Source organism: Nocardioides sp. (assembly GCF_041600255.1).
GTDB lineage: Bacteria > Actinomycetota > Actinomycetes > Propionibacteriales > Nocardioidaceae > Nocardioides.
Window position 1 is genome coordinate 11,434 of the sequence record NZ_JBFIKK010000029.1, and the last position, 18,241, is coordinate 29,674.

Consider the following 18,241-nt stretch of genomic DNA (forward strand, 5'->3'; position numbering starts at 1 on the left):
GGGCTCAGTCCAGGCGGGCGCTCACCTGTTCGTCGCCCGCCTCGTCGAAGACCGTGACGGTCAGGGTGTCGCCGCCGCACCGCGGGGCGGTGAGGAAGCCCCGGGCCGACGGTGACTCGTGGACCACGTCGAGTCCGCGCTCGGGGTCCCAGCGGAGCAGGCGGGCGGGGTCGCCGGTGCGCTGCGGGTCGCGCACGAAGTACGCCGCCCCTGCGCACCAGGTCAGCGTCCCCGACGTACCGGGGCCGAGGTCGTAGTGGTCGTCGCCGACCCGGGCGCGCAGCAGCGCCTCCTCGATCCGCTTCTCCCGGGGGATCTCCGACCACACCTCGCCGTCCTCGAGCAGCAGCCCCTCCCAGCTCGAGCATCGGGACACGGCCGGGAACGAGACGGTCTCGCTGCCCACCACGCGGGCGACGGTGCGACACGAGGGCCGGGAGTCGTCGAAGGTCATCAGGGAGAGGCCGCTCGGCGTGATCCGGACGCCGTTGAAGCCGTGCCGCGGCGGTGCGCACCAGCCGGGGGTGGCGGAGCCGCTGGGCAGGTCGACCACAGCCAGGCAGTAGGCGCGGTCGGAGACGGTCGCGTGCGCCAGCTGCCCCTGGCCCAGCGCCCAGCTGCCGCCGTTCGTGGTCGGGACCTCGGAGGAGCCGTCGAGGGTGAACTGGTCGCCGGTGGCGAGCTCGGTCACCACAGCCCGGCCGGCGCGCTGCTCGCGGGTGTCCTGGAGGACGACCACGGCCCAGTCCTGGTCGAGGCGGGCGTCGGAGATCCGTTCCCGGGCGCCGGCCTCCCCGCCGAGATCGGGGCCGGGGCCCTCGAGGCGCCAGCTGCTGCCGGCCTCGTCGGCCGTCAGCGTCCACGTGGAGTTGCGGACCACGGTGGCCTCGACGGGGCCGGGGACGGGGGACCAGTCCAGCAGGGCCCGGCCGGCTCGAACGGCGACCGGGTCGCCGGGGGTGCCCCCGTCGGGCAGGGGGCCGTCGCCCCGGTCCACGGCGGAGCCCGAACGGGTCTGGGTGGGGTCCGGGTCCGCGGCGTCCTGCGCTCCGGAGGAGCAGCCGGCGAGGACGAGGGCGAGGACGAGGACGAGCAGGGTTGCCGGGAGGGTCGGCCGGGGGAGCCTGCCCATCAGACCCCGATGTTGTGCAGGAAGTGCGCCCGGTTCGCCCGGTAGCTCTTGTACGCCGATCGCCACTGCACCCGATGAATGTAGGGCTCGGAGGGGTCGAAACGCTGCTGGTTCCAGGGCTCGAAGTAGCCGACCTGGGTCGGCTTGCTGCCCCGCTTGTCGTAGCCGCGTCCGACCTGGAAGTGCCCGGAGGCGTCGTCGTCGAGGTAGGGGTAGTACTTCTTCAGCAGGATCGGGTGCAGCACCAACGGCGCGCGGTAGTCCTCGACGTGGCGCATGTTCAGCAGCAGCCACTTCTCGTACGAGAGGTGACCGATGTCGAGGACGATGTAGCGACCGGCCCGGTCGCGCCGGTCCCAGCCGGTGGAGGCGTTGGTGACGCGGACCATGTCGCTGATCGCGGTCCCGCTCGACGTGGTGCCCAGCTTGCGGGCCCAGTGCTTCTGGGGGCGCCTCTCCTTCTTCCAGCCCCACGCCATCATCTGCATGGTCGCCGGCCCGCACCAGTAGGAACGGGTCTGCTCGGAGACCCGGCGCGGCTTCATCACCGTGCTGCGACGGGGGTAGTCGCCCCGGGTCTTGCGGGGCTTGCGGCGCTCGGAGGTCCCGGAGGCCTGGGTGTCGTCGGCGTCGGCGGACTCGGTGGACTCGGCGGTGTCGGCCCGGGCCTCGGGGTGGCGAGCCAGGAAGTCGGCCGGCAGCGCGACGCCCTCGACCTGGTGACGCAGCAACCAGACCTTGGCGACCGATCGGGCGGCCTCGGTCAGTTCGGCCCGCTCGGCGGCCGCCCGCTGCGTCGTACTCAGCGAGGCGGTACGGCGCAGGCTCGCGGCGAGGTCGAGGCCCCCGGTGGACTCGGTGCGTACCGGACGCGCCGCGAGTTGGACGGCGCGTCGGGCATCAGCCTGCACGGCCCCCTCCTCTCGCGTCGTCCAGCCGGCGTGCAGGCAGTAGCGCTGTCCCTCGAAGTCGGCGCACCGGACCAGGGTGCGGGCGAGCTCCGCCGCCGAGGTGGAGGGCCGGAGCGGGGACGGGGTGCGGCCGCGGTCCACGACGCGGGAGATCTCGGCGCGCAGTTCGGGCGTCAACGTCCCGGGCCCGGCGGTCAGCGCGGCGCGCCCGGCACCGCGGTCCTGGCCGGCCTGCATCAGCGAACCGTCGGCTCCTCCTCCACGGGGAAGGAAGGGGGCGGCCGCGAGGATGAGGGCGAAGGCCCCGATCGCGATCGTGCGGGTGCGCGTCATCCGAGAGACCTCACGTGGTGCAGATTGGGGAAGGAGCGCCTACCACTGTCACCTCAGACCCACAAGGAGTCAAGAGCCCCACCAGTCACACGCGTCTCGGCGCGACCTCCTGGCAAAGGAGAGGTGGCCCGCCGGGGCGGGTGATGGGAGGGAAGGGCAGAACTGGAGCGGACGACGAGATTCGAACTCGCGACATCGACCTTGGGAAGGTCGCGCTCTACCAACTGAGCTACGTCCGCAGGACCGGACAGTGCGGCGCGTGAGCGCCCGCCGTCCGGTCGTCGCACATGCTAGCCGATGCGCCCGGTAGGTTACGCACGTGCTGCTGTCAGACCGCGACATCCTGTCCGAGATCGAGGCCGGCCGGATCGCCCTCGATCCCTTCGACGAGGCGATGGTCCAGCCGTCCTCGATCGACGTCCGCCTCGATCGCTTCTTCCGGGTCTTCGAGAACCACCGGTACCCGCACATCGATCCAGCGGCCGACCAGTCCGACCTGACCCGTGAGGTCGAGCCCGTCGGGGACGAGCCGTTCATCCTGCACCCGGGCGAGTTCGTGCTCGGTTCGACGTACGAAGTGATCTCGCTGCCGGACGACATCGCGGCGCGGGTCGAGGGCAAGTCGTCGCTCGGGCGGCTGGGGTTGCTCACGCACGCGACCGCCGGCTTCGTGGATCCTGGCTTCTCCGGGCACGTGACGCTCGAGCTCGCCAACGTCGCGACCCTGCCGATCAAGCTCTACCCGGGCATGAAGATCGGCCAGTTCTGCTTCTTCCGGCTCAGCTCGCCCTCCGAGCACCCGTACGGCTCCGCGAAGTACGGCTCGCGCTACCAGGGCCAGCGGGGGCCGACGCCGTCGCGCTCGTTCCAGAGCTTCCACCGCACCCAGATCTGAGCTGCCACTTCTGGTTGCCGACAAGCCGCTGACCTGCCAGTTGTGGTTGGTTCGGGCGGCCGGTCAGGGGGGTTCGGGCAACCACAACTGGCAGGTGAGCGGTCGCCGGGCAACCACAACTGGCAGGTGAGCGTCAGGCGGGGGCGTACGTCGGGACGATCATCGCGCTGCGCGGCGTGGTCGCCCTCAGGCGATCCTGCAGGACCTCCTGGTACTCCTGCGACGAGTAGACGCGCTGGGCCTCGGCCACGTCGGGGAACTCCAGCACCACGGTGTGCGTACCGCCGGCGGGTGCTTCGGCCAGGTGGATCGTGTCGTTCGTCGAGGCGATGAGCCGGGTGGTGCCGACCATCAGAATCGGCGTCGCGCGTCCGCGGTAGTCGTGGAGCAGGTCGCGGTCGTGGACGTCGTAGTTCAGGATCAGCAGGGCCGGCACGCGGGTCTCCTCGGTAGGGGGGGCTCCAGCCTACGGAGGATCGTGCGAGGCGGTCGGTGTACGTCGAACCCGGTGTCCGTCGAACCCCGGTGTACGTCGAACCCGGTGCACGTGGTCGGCTCCGGACCGGAGGCGCCCCGCCAAGCAGCGAGGGCGGTCGCCACCCGTCACCTGGATGACGGGGGACGACCGCCCTCGGCGGTGGCTCTCGGATCAGAGGTCGAAGAGCGAACCCGACTCGTCGATCTCGACATCCGTCTTCGGCGTGTGCGCCGCACCCGAGCTCGGCTTCTTCGCCGGCGCGGGAGCCGACCCCTCGGTGCTCTCGGTGAGCACCTCGTCCGCGGTGGCCTCCTGCTCGGTGGCCTCCGCTGCCTCGGCGGGCTCCGGGCTCGGCTCCTCGGTCGCGGGCGCCTCGGCGCCTTCGACCGCCACTGCCGTGTCGTCGTCCCCGGCGGACGTCGCAGCCGCCGTGGCGGCAGCGCTGACAGCAGCCCCGCCGGTGGCCTCCTGGGCGTCCGACTCCACGGGCTCGGCCGGCTGAGCAGCCTCCTCCGCGGCCGGCTCGGCTGTCGGCTCCTGCTTCGGCGTCGCGGCCGGAGCGGGCTCCGGAGCCGCGATGTCGAAGAGCGAACCCTCGGTCGGGATCTCCTTCGCCGGTGCGGCAGCAGCAGACTCGGCCTTCGGAGCAGCGGGCTCGGGCTTCGTCGTCGCCTCCGGCTCGGGCTCCGGTGCGGGCTCAGCCTTCACCTCCGGCTCGGGCTCCGGTGCGGGCTCAGCCTTCGCCTCGGGCTCAGCCTTCGGTGCGGCCGGAGCGGGCTCGGGGGCTGCCAGGTCGAACAGCGACCCCGACCCGATCTCGGTGGCGGGCTCGGCAGCAGCCGGGGCTGCCGTCTCAGCGCCCGCCTTCTCGGCGTCCGCCTTCTCGGCGTCCGCCTTCTCGGTGTCCGCCTTCTCGGCGACCGGCTCCTGTCCCGGCTCGGTCTCGGCAGCGGGGGTCTTCTCGGCCGGCGCCTCGGCGGCCGGCTCGGTCGGGGCGACGTCGAAGAGCGACCCGCCCGCACCCAGCTCCGTCTCGGTCTCGGCCTTCGCCGGCGCGGCGGCCTCGGGCTCGGCGGCCTCCTGTGCGGGGGCCTCGGCCTTCACCGGCGCAGCAGCCTCGGGCTCGTCGCCACCCAGGTCGAACAGCGACCCACCGGACGAAACCGCCGACTTCTCCTCCGCAGCCGGCTCCGCAGTCGACTCCACCGCGGGCTCCTCGGGCTTCGCCGAAGCTGCCTCCTCCGGGGCCGGGGTGTCGAAGAGCGACGAGCCGCCGCTGGCCTTGGCGGCCGGGCCGACGTCCTCGGTGTCGGTGACGGTCTGCGCGGACTGGGTCGCGTCGCCGGCCTCGGGCTCGGCCTTGGTGGCCTCGTCCGCCGCCGGGGCAGCGGTCTTCGCGGCCGCGCCCTTGGCTGCCGGAGCCTTCACGGTCCTGGTCGCAACCTCGCCCTTGACCGAGGCCAGGAGCATCTGCGCGACGTCGAGGACCTCGACCTCCTCGCGGGCCTCGCCCTTGGCCTGCTGGGCGGTGAGTCCGTCGGAGAGCATCACGCGGCAGAACGGGCAGCCGACCGCGATCTGGTCGGCTCCGGTCTCGACGGCCTCGACGGTGCGGTTGACGTTGATCCGCTCGCCGAGGTTCTCCTCCATCCACATGCGCGCGCCACCGGCGCCGCAGCAGAACGACTTCTCGGAGTTGCGGGGCATCTCCACGACCTCGGCGCCGGGCAGCACCTGCAGCAGCTCACGCGGCGGGGTGTAGACGCCGTTGTGGCGACCGATGAAGCAGGGGTCGTGGTAGGTGATCGAGCGCTTCGCGGCGCCGGCGCCCTCCTTGACCGGGGTCAGCTTGCCCTCGCGGACCAGGCGGTTCAGCAGCTGGGTGTGGTGCACCACCTCCAGCTCGATGCCGAACTCCTTGTACTCGTTCTTGAGCGTGTTGAAGCAGTGCGCGCAGGTCGAGACGACCTTCTTGACCTTGTACTCCTTGAAGGTCTCGACGTTCTGCTGGGCCAGGCCCTGGAAGACGAACTCGTTGCCGGCCCGACGGGCCGGGTCGCCGGTGCAGGTCTCGCCGTTGCCGAGCACGCCGAACGAGACGTCGGCGATGTCGAGCAGCTCGGCGACCGCCCGGGTCGTCTTCTTGGCGCGGTCCTCGTAGGCGCCGGCGCAGCCGACCCAGAACAGCCACTCGACCTCGTCGAGGGACTCGATGGTGTCGCCGACGACCTTGACCTCGAAGTCCAGGCCCTTGGCCCAGTCCATCCGCGCGGTCGGCGACATGTTCCACGGGTTGCCCTTGTTCTCCAGCCCCTTGAAGAGGCCGTTGAGCTCGGCCGGGAAGTTCGACTCGACCAGCAGCGCATACCGGCGCATGTCGACGATGTGGTCGACGTGCTCGATGTCGACGGGGCACTGCTGCACGCAGGCGCCGCACGAGGTGCAGGACCAGAGCACGTCCGGGTCGATCACCGCGGAGCCGTTCTCGGGCATGTAGAACCAGTCGTCACCGGTGTCGCCGACCAGCGGGCGCTCGACCTCCCGGGCCAGCGCCGGGTCGGCCTCGAGCAGGGCTGCGCGGTCGCCCTCGGCGGCCTGCAGGTACGGCGCCTTGGCGAACGCGTGGTCGCGCAGCGCGGTGATCAGCAGCTTGGGAGAGAGCGGCTTGTCGGTGTTCCAGGCCGGGCACTGCGACTGGCAGCGACCGCACTCGGTGCAGGACGTGAAGTCGAGGATGCCCTTCCAGCTGAAGTCCTCGATCGAGCCGGCGCCGAGCACCGAGTCCTCGTCGAGGTCGTCGATGTCGTCGAGCATGATCGTCTTGCCCGACGAAGTGAGCGGCTTGACGGCGCCCAGCGCGGTGCGGCCCGAGGACTCGCGCTTGAGGAAGATGTTGAAGAACGCCAGGAAGCGGTGCCACGCGACACCCATCGTCAGGTTCACCGAGATCGTGATCATCCAGACGAACGAGATGACGATCTTCAGCATGGCGAAGAACCAGATGAAGTTCTCCAGCCAGGCCTCCGACTGGCCGTCCATCATCGCGCCGAGCCAGGCGGTGAAGGGGAAGTGGAAGACCGAGCCGGGCTCGCCGGCGTACTGGGCGATCGCGTACTCCGCGCCGCGCAGCGCGATGATGCACAGGCCGACGCCGAGGATGATGGCCTCGACGAAGTAGCCCTGCCACATCGTGGACTTGAAGAACCGGCCGCGCGGCCCGCGGACCCGCTCGGTGGGGCGGGTGGCGCGGTAGCCGATGAAGGCGACGATCGCCACGATCATCAGGACCGTGAAGAGCTCGGTGAGCCACTCCCAGAGGAAGAAGTGCCCGATGACCGGGAGCTGGAAGTGCGCGTCGAAGAGCTGACCGAAGGCCGTCACCAGGGTGAAGAAGAGCAGCCCGAAGCCGACGAAGATGAACCAGTGCCCGATGCCGACCAGGTGCCACTGGAGCATCCGGGTGTGCCCGAGGGACTCCTTGAGCAGGGTCACCGCTCGCGAGCCGGGGTTGTCGGTCCGCGAGACCGGCTGACCGATCCGGATCACGCCGAGCATCGCGCGGATCGCCCGGATGAAGAGGGCGGTACCGACCGTGGCGATGGTCAGCGAGACGACGATGGCAAAGATCTGCATGCTCGGGGGCTCCTCGACGCTCGGCTGCCCGTCGCTGCATGACGGGCATGTTGAGCCTAGGGGAGCCGCCGGTCGCCGTCAGTCCCCCTGGGGCGTGACCTCGATCCTACCGGGCGGTAACTTGCCTCAGCCGCGGGATACGCGTTGCACCGTGCCGGCGCGGGTGAAGTGCACCGTGACCATCACCTTGGAGCCGGCCCGGTCCCGGGCGCAGAAGCCGAAGGTCCGCCCGTGGCGCAGGTAGGGCTGTCCCACCTTCGTCATCACCGCGCGAGGACTCATCCCGCGCTGCACGCGCTTCATCGCCCGGTCGACCGGCAGGCGCAGGTCGGGGTTGCGGCACGAGTCGGGCGCGATGCCGTGCGCCCGCTCCCACGTCTGCAGGTAGGCCTCGGCGCCACGCGCCATGTCCTGGGTGATCGCCCGGCCGTCCGCGCCCGCCACCTTCGCCAGGTCCTCGACCCAGTCGGGGTAGAGGCCGTACTGCGCCACACCGTCGACGTTGAGGTCGTAGACCCGCTCCCCGGCGTGCTGCTTCTTGATCTTCACGCCGTTGAGGCCCCGGAAGGGGTAGGTCACCGGGTTGCTGACGTCGGCGCCGCGCGGGTCGCCCTGGGCGCCCAGGCCGTTGATGTCGGCGCCGAAGCCGAAGCCGAAGTAGTAGCGCTTGTCCGCCCAGCCCAGGTGCGCCCGCCACTTCTCCACGAAGCCGGTCGAGTCACCGGCGTACGGCGCGACGAAGCCGCCCAGCTTGTAAATCCGGGGGTAGGCGTCGGGGGTCGACCAGGAGTGCGAGGACAGGACGCCGGGGTACTCGATCTCCTCGAGCGTGTCGAGGGAGGACTGGCGCGCCTTGACGCTCATGTGGTCGGGGTCGAAGAGCATGTGCCGTGCGGCGAGTGCCTTGATCGTGTGCTCGCCCAGGGTCGTCAGGCCCCGGTCGTTGCAGTGCGCGGGCCGCGGGTAGACCGGGACCGCCGGCAGGTTGCCGGCCCCGAAGAGCTGCCCGATCGCGCCGAACAGCGCGTCCTGCTGGCTGGGCGAGATGTCGGGCTGCGCGTACTGGGTCCGGTCGTGGGCGCCGGGCACCTCCGGCTCGCAGTGCCGCATGTCCCAGAAGGTGCCGGTCTCGGCGAAGTTGGCGCTGTTCACGGCCACACCGGTCGACCCGGCGTCGCCGGCGATCCCGGACAGGGCGTTGTCGAACTTGTTGACCAGCTCCATCTGGCGCACCCCCAAATCGTGCACCTCGTCGAGCTGGCGATCGATGGAGGCCAGATCGCAGGCCGGGACGTCGCCGCCGGGCGCCTTCTTGAACGTGCACCCGAAGGGCACGCTGGTCTCGATCCCCATGACCACGGCCATCTTGCCGGCGTTGATCACCCGGCGTGCCTCGAAGGGCGACGTCACGATCCGGTAGAAGCCCTTGCCGGGCCCGCCGAACTGGGCGTCGATGTAGTCCTGCATCTCGTACATGTCCTTGGCCTGGAGACGGACCGAGTCCATGTCGTCGCACGAGTTGCGCTTGATCGGGTAGAGCGTGCAGAGCTGGTTGTTCTCGACGAGCAGGTTGACGAAGATCCGCTGACCGCCGCGCCAGGAGCGCTCCAGCCACCGGTAGTAGGTGCCCTCGTGGGTCAACGAGTGCGGCGCGGGCCAGTCGACGAAGGTCGGCCAGCCGACCGGGTCGTGGCTGGGCTCCCCGGAGAGGAACGCCTCGAGCGCGGCACCGCGGCCGCCGGTGTAGGTGTGGTCGGGGCAGTCGACCAGGGCGTACGGCGCGCCGTACGTGTCCCACGGCTTGCCGCAGTGGGCGCCGCCGCCGAGGAACTCGAAGGCCATCCCGTGGGTGTGCGCATCGATGTAGCCGCGGACCTCCTGGAACGGCGAGACGCCGGCGTGCGGGCCGCCGGAGACGTTGATCTGCGACTCCGGGTACGCCGTGCAGCCCTGCGCGCGGGTCGGGCGGAAGGTGCTCCGTCCGCGCTGCTCCAGGCGGGTGCCCTCGGAGGTGAAGGTCAGTTTCCGGCCCTTCTTCCGGGCCGTCCAGACGGTCTTGGGGCCCGGCTCGGTGCTGGTGCCGGTGGTGGAGACGAAGGTGCCGGCGCGGGTGTAGAGCAGGTAGGTGCCCAGGTCGGTCGGTTTGAAGAAGAGCGGGTCGCCGCCCTGCGTCAGGGTGTAGCAGCCGTTGGCCAGGGCGTACCGCGTGCGCGGGTGCTTCGTGCGCCGGGGCATCACCCGGACCCGCTTCAGCTTCGGGTCGGCCGCCCGGCGCTGCGCCGCGACGTACGCCGTGTTGGCCCGCTTCTCGGCCGCGGTGGTCGGGTCCTGCGCGTCCTCGCTCGTCTCGCCCGCCCGGGAGACCGCGTTCTTGGTGGCGGGGTCGTCGTGGCGGTGCGGCTCCGTGCCGGGCGCCTCCACGTGCGGCTCGGTTCCGGACTCCCGGGTTGCGGACTCGTCGGCCGCCCGTGCGGCGCTGGCGGCGTCGTACGCCGCGAGCAGGCTTCCGGCACGGCGCACGTCGGAGGGGAGCGCGACGGCCGTGGCCACCAGCACGGTGGCCAGGGTCGCCGACCAGATCAGTCGACGACGGGCGCGGGACGGTGCGGTGCTGCGGGCCACGGGGTTCCTCCTGGACTGGGTCTCACCCCCCCAACGAGTCAACGGGCCAGATGTCACCCCCGGAGGCGCCGGTGGTCAGTCCGGGGTTCCGCCGATCCGGCGGGTCAGGACCTCCGCCGTACGCCGGACCTGGCGACTGAGCAGCTCCGCGTCCCCGGAATCGTAGGTCACCGCCACGCCGGCCACCGGGTGGCCGCCGTGGTCCAGGACCGCCACCGCCACGCTGGCCAGCCCGGGCGTCACCTCGCCGTCCTCGACGGCGTAGCCACGCTGCCGGGTCTCCGCGAGCACCCGCCGCAACCCGCTCAGGGTGCGCGGCCCCGCGCCGTGACGGTCCACGAAGGCGGAGGCGTCGGGGTAGAGCGCCCGCACCTGGGCAGTCGGCAGGCGGGACAGGATGGCGCGGCCGCTGGCGGTCAGGTGGGCGGGGAGTCGTACGCCGACGTCGGTGACGAGCGGGGCTCGGCCCGGGGCTCGTTCCTCGACGACGTACAGGACGTCTCGGCCGTGCGGGACGGCGAGGTGAGCGGTCTGCCCCACCCGGTCGACCAGGGCGGCGAGCGGGCGCCGGGCAAGGCGCTGGAGGGGTTCCTGCCGGGAGTAGCCGCTGCCCACCTCGAAGGCCGCCACGCCGAGACCCCACAGGTGCTCGTCGGCCAGGTGGACGACGAATCCTTCCTCCGCCATCGCCCCGAGCAGGTGGTACGCCGTGCTCCGGGGCAGCTCGCACGCGCGCGCGATCCGGTCGATCGGCACCGGGGTGGGTTGGCTCGCCAGGAAGCGCAGCACCCGGAGTGTGCGCACCGCGGCGGGGACCTGGGTCATGGCCGGAGACTAGTCCGGACGCAGCACGACGGGGACGCGGCAGTGGCCGCGTCCCCGTCGGGATGTCGCTGCACGGGGCGAACCCGTGCGGTGAGTTCCGGCCGCTGGGCCGGTGAGCGCTACCGGCGCTTCCTCATCTTGTTGCCGCTCTTGCGGATCTTGAGCTTCGCCTCGCCCAGGTTGATCACCGCAGCGCTGCCGTCGAGGAGCGTGATTCGCAGGGCGATGACGTGGATGCCGTGCTTCAGCTTCTCCACGACGTTCTGCTCGAGACGGGCGACCCCGGGGATCTCCAGGACGTCGGTGTCCGGGAAGGAGTGCGCCTCGCCATTGGCCGTGATCGAGCCGATCGTGGTGCCGTTGGAGTTCGACATCACCTTCTTGCCCTTGCGGGTGACGTTGGCGCGGCCCTTGATGGCGTCGACGACGAGGTCGCCGTCACCGAGCTCGATCCGGGCGATGTTGGCCTGGATGAAACCGAAGGACTTCTTCCGGGTCTGGTCCGCCGACTCGCGAGTGCTGAGCGCGCCGACCTTGACCTGGTCGCCGAGGTTCGTGGAGGCGATGCTCTTCGTGCGGAGCTTGCCGTTGGTGCCCTGGCAGGGCATCACCAGCAGCGGCGTACGGCCGTGGGTGACGTTGTCCTGGAGGCCCTCGGCGCGGGTGCCGGAGCCGTAGCCGTTGAAGATGCCACCGAGGACGCCGCCACTGATCCGGGCCTCGCTGTGCGCGATCCGGAACCGCGAGCCCGGGGCGGGCACCTGGATGTCGATCACGTCGGCCCAGGCGCGGGCGCCGTTGCGGTGGGCCTTCTTGAAGTGCTGGCCGACGGCGATCGTGGCCAGGCCCGGGATCTCCACAGGTCGGTCCGGGGTCGGCAGGGCGAGCTCCTGCGGCGCCTCGCCCGATCGGGTGAGCACGATCGAGCCGATCTTGGTGTCCGTCTCGGCGTGGTAGCCCTTCGCGTCGTGGAAGGCGCGCGAGATCGAACGGATCGCGTTGATGTCGACGGTCCCGTTCTCGTTGCCCAGGGTGATCTGGGCGATCGTGTGCCGCGAGTGGGCGGTGGCCACGCCCTTCTCCTGAGTGGTCCACACCCGGGTCTTCACGCCGCTCGCGACCCCGAGACCGGGCACGGTGACCTCTGCCTCGTGGTTCTGACGGTCGAGTCCGGCCTTGTTCGTGCAACCGATGGTCTGCCAGGCGGTGCTGTCGGACTTGACCGGGATCTGACCGCCCTTCACGCGGGTGCCGTAGCCGAAGGCCTTGAAGGCGAACTTGGTCGCCTGCGTCTTGGCGGCGCGATCGGCGGGCAGCGCACTGCTCGGGGGGATGATCGCGGCACTGCTGATGGCCAGGCCGGCGATCATCGAACTGGCGATGAGTCTGCGCATGTCACTTTTCTCCATGTTGGGTACCCGATGCCCCCACGGCATGGGGTCGAACCAGCCCCGGCTTCCGAGATGTCCGCGCAGGGCACGCGCGGACAGGCGGGGAGATGACTCCACGGTACCCACTTGAGGCCGCTCTGAACGGGGGGTGACCGGGGACGTTTTGCCACCCGCCCGGGTGGTCTGGACCAGCAATGAGCCGAGGACAAGTCTCGAATACGAGACACGAGGCGTGGGCTGGCGCTCGCTGCGCCTCCCCGCTCGGGGTTGGATGGCGGGATGCAGATCACAGTGCCCGTCGGTGTCGGTCCCGTGTCCTTCTCCGAGGTCGTCGCCGTGGCTCGCGACGGTGCTGCCGTCGAGCTGACCGCGGAGGCGCGGAGCGCCATCGGCCGAGCCCGCGCGGTGGTCGACGAGCTCGCCGCCGCGCCCACCCCGTCGTATGGCATCTCGACCGGGTTCGGCGCGCTGGCGACCCGGCACATCCCGACCGAGATGCGCGCCCAGCTCCAGCGTTCCCTGGTGCGGTCGCACGCCGCCGGATCCGGGCCCGAGGTCGAGGCCGAGGTGACCCGGGGGCTGATGCTGCTGCGGCTCTCGACGCTCGCGACCGGACGCACCGGCATCCGTCTGGAGACCGCCGAGCTGCTCGCCGGGCTGCTCACCCACCACATCACGCCGGTGGTGCACGAGTTCGGCTCGCTGGGCTGCTCCGGCGACCTGGCGCCGCTGTCGCACTGCGCGCTCGCCCTGATGGGGGAGGGGCCGGTCCGCGACCGCGCCGGCCGGCTGGTGCCGGCGGCCGAGGCGCTCGCCGCTGCCGGTCTCGCGCCCGTCGAGCTGGCCGCGAAGGAGGGGCTGGCCCTGATCAACGGCACCGACGGCATGCTCGGGATGCTGGTGCTCGCCCTCGACGACCTGCGCCGGCTGCTCGCCACGGCCGACATCGCGGCCGCGATGTCGGTGGAGGGTCAGCTCGGCACCGACCGGGTCGTCTCCGCCGAGCTCCAGGCGATCCGGCCGCACCCCGGCCAGGCGCGCTCCGCCGCCAACCTCACCGCCGTCCTGGCCGGCTCCGGCATCGTCGCCTCGCACCGCGGACCGGACTGCAACCGGGTCCAGGACGCCTACTCGCTGCGCTGCTCGCCCCAGGTGCACGGGGCCGCCCGCGACACCGTCGAGTACGCCGCGCAGGTGGCCGGTCGTGAGCTCGCCTCCGCCGTGGACAACCCCGTGGTGCTGGCCGAGGAGGGCCGGGTCGAGTCGAACGGCAACTTCCACGGGGCTCCGGTGGCCTACGTGCTCGACTTCCTGGCGATCGTGGCCGCGGACGTCGCCTCGATCAGCGAACGGCGCACCGACCGGTTCCTGGACAAGAGCCGCAACCACGGCCTGCCGCCCTTCCTGGCCGACGATCCCGGCGTCGACAGCGGCCTGATGATCGCGCAGTACACCCAGGCCGCCGTCGTCTCCGAGCTCAAGCGCCTGGCCAACCCGGCGTCGGTCGACTCGATCCCCTCCAGCGCGATGCAGGAGGACCACGTCTCGATGGGCTGGTCCGCAGCCCGCAAGCTGCGCCGCTCCGTCGACGGGCTGACCCGCGTGGTGGCCATCGAGGTGATGACCGCAGCTCGGGCGCTCGACCTGCGAAGCCCCTTGACGCCGTCGCCTGCCACGGCCGCCGTGGTCGACCTGCTCCGCTCCTCGGGGGTGCAGGGGCCCGGGCCGGACCGTCACCTCGCCCCCGAGATCGAGGCGGCCGTCGAGCTCGTCCGCTCGGGCGCCGTCCTGCACGCTGTCGAAACCGTGATCGGAGAGCTCGCATGACCACCTCCAGCCCGAACCCCCGCCTGCCCATCCACGCCGCCACCGGCCCGGAACTGTCCGCGAAGTCGTGGCAGACCGAGGCGCCGCTGCGGATGCTGATGAACAACCTCGACCCCGCGAACGCCGAGCGCCCCGAGGATCTGGTCGTGTATGGCGGCTCCGGCAAGGCGGCGCGCGACTGGGCGTCGTACGACGCACTCGTGCGGACGCTGCGCGACCTCGAGGACGACGAGACGATGCTGGTGCAGTCGGGCCGGCCGGTGGGCGTGATGCGGACCCATGCCTGGGCGCCGCGGGTGCTGATCGCCAACTCCAACCTGGTCGGCGACTGGGCGAACTGGGAGGAGTTCCGCCGCCTCGAGGACCTCGGGCTGACGATGTACGGCCAGATGACGGCCGGCTCGTGGATCTACATCGGCACCCAGGGCATCCTCCAGGGCACGTTCGAGACGTTCGCCGCGGTCGCGGACAAGCGCTTCGACGGGACGCTGGCCGGCACGATCACGCTCACCGCCGGTCTCGGCGGGATGGGCGGTGCCCAGCCGCTGGCGGTGACCATGAACGACGGCGTCGTGATCTGCATCGAGTGCGACCCGGCGCGGATCGAGCGCCGGATCGAGCACCGCTACCTCGACGTACGTGCCGACTCGTTGGAGCACGCCGTCGAGCTCGCGGTGGCGGCTCGTGACGAGCGGCGGCCGCTGTCGATCGGGGTGCTGGGCAACGCCGCCGAGATGGTGCCGGCGCTGCTCGAGTCCGGTGCGCCGATCGACGTGGTCACCGACCAGACCTCGGCGCACGACCCGCTGTACTACCTGCCCGCCGGGGTGGCCTTCGAGGATTGGGAGGCCGAGCGGGTGGCCGATCCGGCGGGCTTCACCAAGCGTGCGCAGGCGTCGATGGCGACGCATGTCCGGGCGATGGTCGAGTTCCAGGACCGTGGCGCCGAGGTCTTCGACTACGGCAACTCGATCCGCGACGAGGCCCGCAAGGGCGGCTACGACCGGGCGTTCGAGTTCCCCGGCTTCGTGCCGGCCTACATCCGGCCGCTGTTCTGCGAGGGGCGCGGGCCGTTCCGCTGGGCGGCGCTCTCCGGTGACCCCGCGGACATCGCGGCCACCGACCGGGCGATCCTCGAGCTCTTCCCGCGCGAGGAGAGCGCCGCGAACGAGCGGCTGCACCGCTGGATCACGATGGCCGGCGAGCGGGTTGCCTTCCAGGGCCTGCCGGCGCGGATCTGCTGGCTGGGGTACGGCGAGCGGCACCGGGCGGGCCTGAAGTTCAACGAGATGGTGGCGTCGGGTGAGCTGAAGGCACCGATCGTGATCGGCCGCGACCACCTGGACTGCGGGTCGGTGGCGTCGCCGTACCGCGAGACCGAGGCGATGCTGGACGGCTCCGACGCGATCGCGGACTGGGCGCTGCTCAATGCGCTGGTGAACACGGCGTCGGGGGCCAGTTGGGTCTCGATCCACCACGGCGGCGGCGTCGGGATGGGGCGGTCCATCCACGCCGGGCAGGTGTGTGTGGCCGACGGGACGGCGCTGGCGGCGGAGAAGATCGAGCGGGTGCTGACGAACGACCCGGGGATGGGCGTGATCCGGCACGTGGACGCGGGCTACGACCGGGCGAGTGAGGTGGCCGCCGAGCGCGGCGTACGGATCCCGATGGCGGAGGGCTGAGGCTCTCGTTCTGGGTGCAGGGGCCGAGGGCTGGGGCTGAGGATGAGGGCTGGGGATGAGGGCTGGGAGCTCTCGTCCGGGGTGCACCCAGGAAACCCTCACTTCACCCAGATAGTTCTCCGGGTGAAGTGAGCAATTCACTGGTTAACCAGTGAATCTGCCCCCCAACGCAACGACCCCCGGCCCATCAGGACCGGGGATCGTCGACGTCAGGCGTTGGATCAATACAACCGTCGGGTGCTGCCGCCGATCGGGACGAAGTTCAGCACGAGGCCGACGAGCAGCAGGATGAGTCCGATCGTCCAGAGGATCGAGATCTGGGCCACGAGACCGATGATGAGCAGGATCAAACCAAGAACAACCATGTCGAACCTCTTCCTCCAGTGGTGGGTCGCTCCGTATGTACCCACCGACCGGTCGATCGCAAACCCCTCCGCGCCGGTGGGCTAGTGCAGCGCCGCGATCGCCTCGTGGATCGAGAGGGTCCGCTGGGCCGACTCGACGTGCAGGTTCTCGATCATCCGGCCGTTGTAGGTGACGACCCCCGACCCCTTGCCGTCCTCCCAGGCCTGGAGGATGCCGCGGGCGTCCTCGACGGCCTTCTCCGACGGCGCGAACGCCGTGTTCGCGCCCTCGACCTGACCCGGGTGGATCAGGGTCTTGCCGTCGAAGCCCATCTCGCGACCCTGGCGGCACTCGTCGAGGAAGCCCTCGGCGTTCTTCACGTCGTTGTAGACGCCGTCGAGGATCACCTTGCCGGTGGCCCGGGCGGCGAGCAGCGCCAGGCCGAGGCCCGCGAGCAGCGGCTGACGACCGGGCACGTGCTCGGCGTACAACTCCTTGGCGAGGTCGTTGGTGCCCATCACCAGCACCGAGAGGCGCTCGGAGGCGGCCGCGATCTCCTCGGCGTGCAGCATCGCGTACGGCGTCTCGACCATCGCCCACAGCGTCGTTCGCTCCGGAGCGCCGTGGCGCTCCATCGACTCCACGAGTGCGTGCACGGCGGCCGCGGAGTTCACCTTCGGCACCACGATCGCGTCCGGACCGGCCGCGCAGGCGGCGGCCATGTCGTCGGCGTGCCACTCGGTGTCGGCGCCGTTGATCCGGATCGTCAGCTCGCGCTTGCCGTACTCGCCCGAGGTCACGGCCGCGCAGGCCGACTCGCGGGCCGCCGGCTTGGCGTCGGGGGCGACGGCGTCCTCGAGGTCGAGGATCAGGCCGTCGCAGGCGATCGTCTTGGCCTTCTCCAGGGCGCGTTCGTTGGAGCTCGGCATGTAGAGCACCGAACGGCGGGGACGGAACTCGCTCATGCGGACACCTCGTCGATCTCGATCGCGTCGTACTGCTTCTTCAGCTCGGGGTCGATCGCCGCGAGCTCCTCGGCGAGCTGCACCATGACCAGGCACTGCTTGAGGGAGGCGTCGTCCTCCATCTTGCCGTCGAGCATCACCGCACCGGTGCCGTCGCCCATCGCGGCGACCACCCGGCGGGCGTGGGTGATGTCCTCGACGCTGGGCGAGAAGACCCGGTTGGCGATCGCGATCTGCTTGGGGTGCAGCGACCAGGTGCCGACGCAGCCGAGCAGGAAGGCGTTGCGGAACTGGTCCTCGCAGGCCACCACGTCGGCGATGTCGCCGAAGGGGCCGTAGTAGGGGTAGATCCCGTGCATCGCACAGGCGTCGACCATCCGCGCGATCGTGTAGTGCCACAGGTCCTGCTGGTACGTCGTGCGGTCGCCGTCGATGTTGCCGTCGGTCGGGTCCTGGCGGACCAGGTAGCCGGGGTGGCCACCGCCGACGCGGGTGGTCTTCATCCGGCGGTCGGCCGCCAGGTCGGCGGGGCCGAGCGAGAGGCCCTGCATGCGGGGGGAGGCGCCGCAGATCTCCTCGACGTTGGCGACGCCGCGCGCGGTCTCCAGGATCGCGTGGACCAGGATCGGCCGGGTCAGGCCGGCCTTCGCCTCGAGCTGGGCGAGCAGCCGGTCGACGTACTGGATGTCCTCGGCGCCCTGCACCTTCGGCACCATGATCACGTCGAGCTTGTGCCCGATGGCCGGGACCAGCGTGGTCAGGTCGTCGAGCACCCACGGGGAGTCCAGCGAGTTGATCCGGGTCCACAGCTGGGTGGGCCCGAAGTCGGTCTCGCTGGCGATCTTCACCAGGCCTTCGCGGGCGGCGACCTTGTTGTCGGCCTTGACCGCGTCCTCGAGGTTGCCCAGGAGGACGTCGACGGTCCCCACCATCTGGGGGATCTTCGCGGCCATCTTGGCGTTGCTCGGGTCGAAGAAGTGGATCGCGCGACTGGGTCGCGCGGGGATCTCGGTGAGGGGCGCCGGCGCTCCCACGGCGAGAGGGCGGAAGAAGTCCTTGGCGCTGCGTGACGAACTGGGCATGCGCGGAACCTAGCAGCGCTGAGCCCGGCCCCGGTATGAGGAAGGTCCCACTGAGATGAGGCCCCCGGCTCCGACGGTTCGGCCCGACCTCCCCGGCCCGACCGCCCGGCCCGACCTCCC

The 18,241-nt window shown here is 71.1% G+C and carries 13 protein-coding genes and 1 tRNA gene; 3 read left to right on the plus strand and 11 right to left on the minus strand.

Going from position 1 to position 18,241, the window contains the following annotated elements:
• Positions 1–4: 4 nt before the first annotated feature.
• The 3 genes from ABZE72_RS05580 to ABZE72_RS05590 all read right to left on the minus strand — a co-directional run bounded on the left by ABZE72_RS05580 (position 5) and on the right by ABZE72_RS05590 (position 2,615).
• Positions 5–1,132 carry a hypothetical protein gene (locus ABZE72_RS05580; RefSeq protein WP_372728032.1) on the minus strand — a complete coding sequence of 376 codons (1,128 nt, stop codon included), beginning with the start codon at positions 1,130–1,132 and terminating at the stop codon, positions 5–7.
• Positions 1,132–2,376, minus strand: coding sequence for a hypothetical protein (locus ABZE72_RS05585; RefSeq protein ID WP_372728033.1), 1,245 nt, complete (start codon positions 2,374–2,376; stop codon positions 1,132–1,134). The genes ABZE72_RS05580 and ABZE72_RS05585 overlap by 1 nt, the downstream gene beginning before the upstream one ends.
• Positions 2,377–2,539: 163 nt before the next feature.
• Positions 2,540–2,615: transfer RNA gene (locus ABZE72_RS05590), tRNA-Gly, on the minus strand.
• An 80-nt stretch (positions 2,616–2,695) separates the two neighbouring features.
• Here ABZE72_RS05590 and dcd point away from each other — a divergent pair.
• Positions 2,696–3,271 carry a dCTP deaminase gene (gene dcd, locus ABZE72_RS05595; protein ID WP_372728034.1) on the plus strand — a complete coding sequence of 192 codons (576 nt, stop codon included), beginning with the start codon at positions 2,696–2,698 and terminating at the stop codon, positions 3,269–3,271.
• A 133-nt stretch (positions 3,272–3,404) separates the two neighbouring features.
• Here dcd and ABZE72_RS05600 read toward each other — a convergent pair whose 3' ends face one another.
• From ABZE72_RS05600 to ABZE72_RS05620, 5 genes are all read right to left on the minus strand, one after another.
• The gene (locus ABZE72_RS05600) at positions 3,405–3,707 is read right to left on the minus strand and encodes a DUF1330 domain-containing protein (protein WP_372728035.1); all 303 of its coding nucleotides are present in this window, start codon (positions 3,705–3,707) and stop codon (positions 3,405–3,407) included.
• Positions 3,708–3,920: 213 nt separating this feature from the next.
• Positions 3,921–7,382, minus strand: a complete 3,462-nt coding sequence (locus ABZE72_RS05605) for a heterodisulfide reductase-related iron-sulfur binding cluster (protein ID WP_372728036.1) — start codon at positions 7,380–7,382, stop codon at positions 3,921–3,923.
• 126 nt (positions 7,383–7,508) lie between these two features.
• Positions 7,509–10,004: a hypothetical protein gene (locus ABZE72_RS05610; protein ID WP_372728037.1), complete on the minus strand. Its 2,496-nt coding sequence runs from the start codon at positions 10,002–10,004 to the stop codon at positions 7,509–7,511.
• A gap of 75 nt (positions 10,005–10,079) precedes the next feature.
• Positions 10,080–10,829 carry an IclR family transcriptional regulator gene (locus ABZE72_RS05615; protein ID WP_372728038.1) on the minus strand — a complete coding sequence of 250 codons (750 nt, stop codon included), beginning with the start codon at positions 10,827–10,829 and terminating at the stop codon, positions 10,080–10,082.
• Between the two features lie 119 nt (positions 10,830–10,948).
• On the minus strand, positions 10,949–12,223 hold the full coding sequence (locus ABZE72_RS05620) for a choice-of-anchor P family protein (protein ID WP_372728039.1): 1,275 nt from the start codon (positions 12,221–12,223) through the stop codon (positions 10,949–10,951).
• Between the two features lie 276 nt (positions 12,224–12,499).
• Here ABZE72_RS05620 and hutH point away from each other — a divergent pair, with 276 nt between their 5' ends.
• Together hutH and hutU are read left to right on the plus strand one after the other, a co-directional pair.
• Positions 12,500–14,047, plus strand: coding sequence for a histidine ammonia-lyase (gene hutH, locus ABZE72_RS05625; protein WP_372728040.1), 1,548 nt, complete (start codon positions 12,500–12,502; stop codon positions 14,045–14,047).
• Positions 14,044–15,729: a urocanate hydratase gene (hutU, locus tag ABZE72_RS05630; RefSeq protein WP_372728041.1), complete on the plus strand. Its 1,686-nt coding sequence runs from the start codon at positions 14,044–14,046 to the stop codon at positions 15,727–15,729. Before hutH ends, hutU begins: the two co-directional genes overlap by 4 nt.
• A gap of 221 nt (positions 15,730–15,950) precedes the next feature.
• On the opposite strand, the gene ABZE72_RS05635 is transcribed toward hutU, so the two are convergent.
• The 3 genes from ABZE72_RS05635 to ABZE72_RS05645 all read right to left on the minus strand — a co-directional run bounded on the left by ABZE72_RS05635 (position 15,951) and on the right by ABZE72_RS05645 (position 18,121).
• On the minus strand, positions 15,951–16,094 hold the full coding sequence (locus ABZE72_RS05635) for a hypothetical protein (RefSeq protein WP_372728042.1): 144 nt from the start codon (positions 16,092–16,094) through the stop codon (positions 15,951–15,953).
• A gap of 81 nt (positions 16,095–16,175) precedes the next feature.
• Positions 16,176–17,039 carry a CoA ester lyase gene (locus ABZE72_RS05640; RefSeq protein ID WP_372728043.1) on the minus strand — a complete coding sequence of 288 codons (864 nt, stop codon included), beginning with the start codon at positions 17,037–17,039 and terminating at the stop codon, positions 16,176–16,178.
• Positions 17,036–18,121, minus strand: coding sequence for a CoA ester lyase (locus tag ABZE72_RS05645; protein ID WP_372728044.1), 1,086 nt, complete (start codon positions 18,119–18,121; stop codon positions 17,036–17,038). The genes ABZE72_RS05640 and ABZE72_RS05645 overlap by 4 nt, the downstream gene beginning before the upstream one ends.
• Positions 18,122–18,241: the final 120 nt, after the last annotated feature.